Source organism: Neobacillus vireti (assembly GCF_036962465.1).
Classification (GTDB): Bacteria; Bacillota; Bacilli; order Bacillales; family Cytobacillaceae; genus Neobacillus; species Neobacillus vireti_B.
Map to the genome: position 1 here is coordinate 1,579 of NZ_JBALNF010000024.1, position 2,955 is coordinate 4,533.

At 52.7% G+C, this 2,955-nt stretch carries 1 rRNA gene; it reads left to right on the forward strand.

What is annotated here, in order from left to right:
• The first annotated feature begins 20 nt into the window (after positions 1-20).
• Positions 21-2,955 (forward strand): 23S ribosomal RNA (locus V7077_RS10395).

Consider the following 2,955-nt stretch of genomic DNA (forward strand, 5'->3'; position numbering starts at 1 on the left):
ATATAGAGTAAAACCTTTTAGGTTAAGTTAGAAAGGGCGCACGGTGAATGCCTTGGCACTAGGAGCCGATGAAGGACGGGACTAACACCGATATGCTTCGGGGAGCTGTAAGTAAGCTTTGATCCGGAGATTTCCGAATGGGGGAACCCACTGTTCGTAATGGAACAGTATCTTTACCTGAATACATAGGGTATTGATGGCAGACCCGGGGAACTGAAACATCTAAGTACCCGGAGGAAGAGAAAGCAAACGCGATTCCCTAAGTAGCGGCGAGCGAAACGGGATTAGCCCAAACCAAGAGGCTTGCCTCTTGGGGTTGTAGGACACTCAACATGGAGTTACAAAGGAACGGGGTAGATGAAGCGGCCTGGAAAGGCCAGCCGTAGAAGGTAAAAGCCCTGTAGTTGAAACTTCGTTCCCTCCTGAGTGGATCCTGAGTACGGCCGGACACGTGAAATCCGGTCGGAAGCAGGGAGGACCATCTCCCAAGGCTAAATACTCCCTAGTGACCGATAGTGAACCAGTACCGTGAGGGAAAGGTGAAAAGCACCCCGGAAGGGGAGTGAAATAGTTCCTGAAACCGTGTGCCTACAAGTAGTTAGAGCCCGTTAATGGGTGATAGCGTGCCTTTTGTAGAATGAACCGGCGAGTTACGATTACATGCAAGGTTAAGTTGAAGAGACGGAGCCGCAGCGAAAGCGAGTCTGAATAGGGCGAATTTAGTATGTGGTCGTAGACCCGAAACCAGGTGATCTACCCATGTCCAGGGTGAAGTCCAGGTAACACTGGATGGAGGCCCGAACCCACGCACGTTGAAAAGTGCGGGGATGAGGTGTGGGTAGCGGAGAAATTCCAATCGAACTTGGAGATAGCTGGTTCTCTCCGAAATAGCTTTAGGGCTAGCCTCACGTAGTTAGAGTCTTGGAGGTAGAGCACTGTTTGGACTAGGGGCCCTCATCGGGTTACCGAATTCAGACAAACTCCGAATGCCAAAGACTTATCCGTGGGAGTCAGACTGCGAGTGATAAGATCCGTAGTCAAAAGGGAAACAGCCCAGACCACCAGCTAAGGTCCCAAAGTATACGTTAAGTGGAAAAGGATGTGGAGTTGCTTAGACAACCAGGATGTTGGCTTAGAAGCAGCCACCATTTAAAGAGTGCGTAATAGCTCACTGGTCGAGTGACTCTGCGCCGAAAATGTACCGGGGCTAAACGTATCACCGAAGCTGTGGATTGACACCGTTGGTGTCAGTGGTAGGAGAGCGTTCTAAGGGCGTTGAAGCTAGACCGTAAGGACTGGTGGAGCGCTTAGAAGTGAGAATGCCGGTATGAGTAGCGAAAGATGAGTGAGAATCTCATCCACCGAATGCCTAAGGTTTCCTGAGGAAGGCTCGTCCGCTCAGGGTTAGTCGGGACCTAAGCCGAGGCCGAAAGGCGTAGGCGATGGACAACAGGTTGATATTCCTGTACCACCAAAGAATCGTTTGAGTGATGGGGGGACGCAGGAGGATAGGGTAAGCGCGCTGTTGGATATGCGCGTCTAAGCAGTTAGGCTGAGAAGCAGGAAAATCCGCTTCTCGTGAAGGCTGAGCTGTGACAGCGAGGGAAATATAGTACCGAAGTTCCTGATTCCACACTGCCAAGAAAAGCCTCTAGCGAGATTCAAGGTGCCCGTACCGCAAACCGACACAGGTAGGCGAGGAGAGAATCCTAAGGTGAGCGAGAGAACTCTCGTTAAGGAACTCGGCAAAATGACCCCGTAACTTCGGGAGAAGGGGTGCTCTTTGGGGTTCATAGCCTCGAAGAGCCGCAGTGAATAGGCCCAGGCGACTGTTTAGCAAAAACACAGGTCTCTGCGAAGCCGCAAGGCGAAGTATAGGGGCTGACGCCTGCCCGGTGCTGGAAGGTTAAGAGGAGGGGTTAGCTCACGCGAAGCTCTGAATCGAAGCCCCAGTAAACGGCGGCCGTAACTATAACGGTCCTAAGGTAGCGAAATTCCTTGTCGGGTAAGTTCCGACCCGCACGAAAGGCGTAACGATCTGGGCACTGTCTCAACGAGAGACTCGGTGAAATTATAGTACCTGTGAAGATGCAGGTTACCCGCGACAGGACGGAAAGACCCCGTGGAGCTTTACTGTAGCCTGATATTGAATTTTGGTACAGCTTGTACAGGATAGGTAGGAGCCTGAGAAGCCGGAGCGCCAGCTTCGGTGGAGGCGTCGGTGGGATACTACCCTGGCTGTATTGAAATTCTAACCCGCACCCCTTATCGGGGTGGGAGACAGTGTCAGGTGGGCAGTTTGACTGGGGCGGTCGCCTCCTAAAGAGTAACGGAGGCGCCCAAAGGTTCCCTCAGAATGGTTGGAAATCATTCGTAGAGTGTAAAGGCACAAGGGAGCTTGACTGCGAGACCTACAAGTCGAGCAGGGACGAAAGTCGGGCTTAGTGATCCGGTGGTTCCGCATGGAAGGGCCATCGCTCAACGGATAAAAGCTACCCCGGGGATAACAGGCTTATCTCCCCCAAGAGTCCACATCGACGGGGAGGTTTGGCACCTCGATGTCGGCTCATCGCATCCTGGGGCTGTAGTCGGTCCCAAGGGTTGGGCTGTTCGCCCATTAAAGCGGTACGCGAGCTGGGTTCAGAACGTCGTGAGACAGTTCGGTCCCTATCCGTCGTGGGCGCAGGAAATTTGAGAGGAGCTGTCCTTAGTACGAGAGGACCGGGATGGACGCACCGCTGGTGTACCAGTTGTCTTGCCAAAGGCATCGCTGGGTAGCTATGTGCGGACGGGATAAGTGCTGAAAGCATCTAAGCATGAAGCCCCCCTCAAGATGAGATTTCCCATAGCGTCAAGCTAGTAAGATCCCTGAAAGATGATCAGGTTGATAGGTCAGAGGTGGAAGCGTGGCGACATGTGGAGCTGACTGATACTAATCGATCGAGGACTTAACCA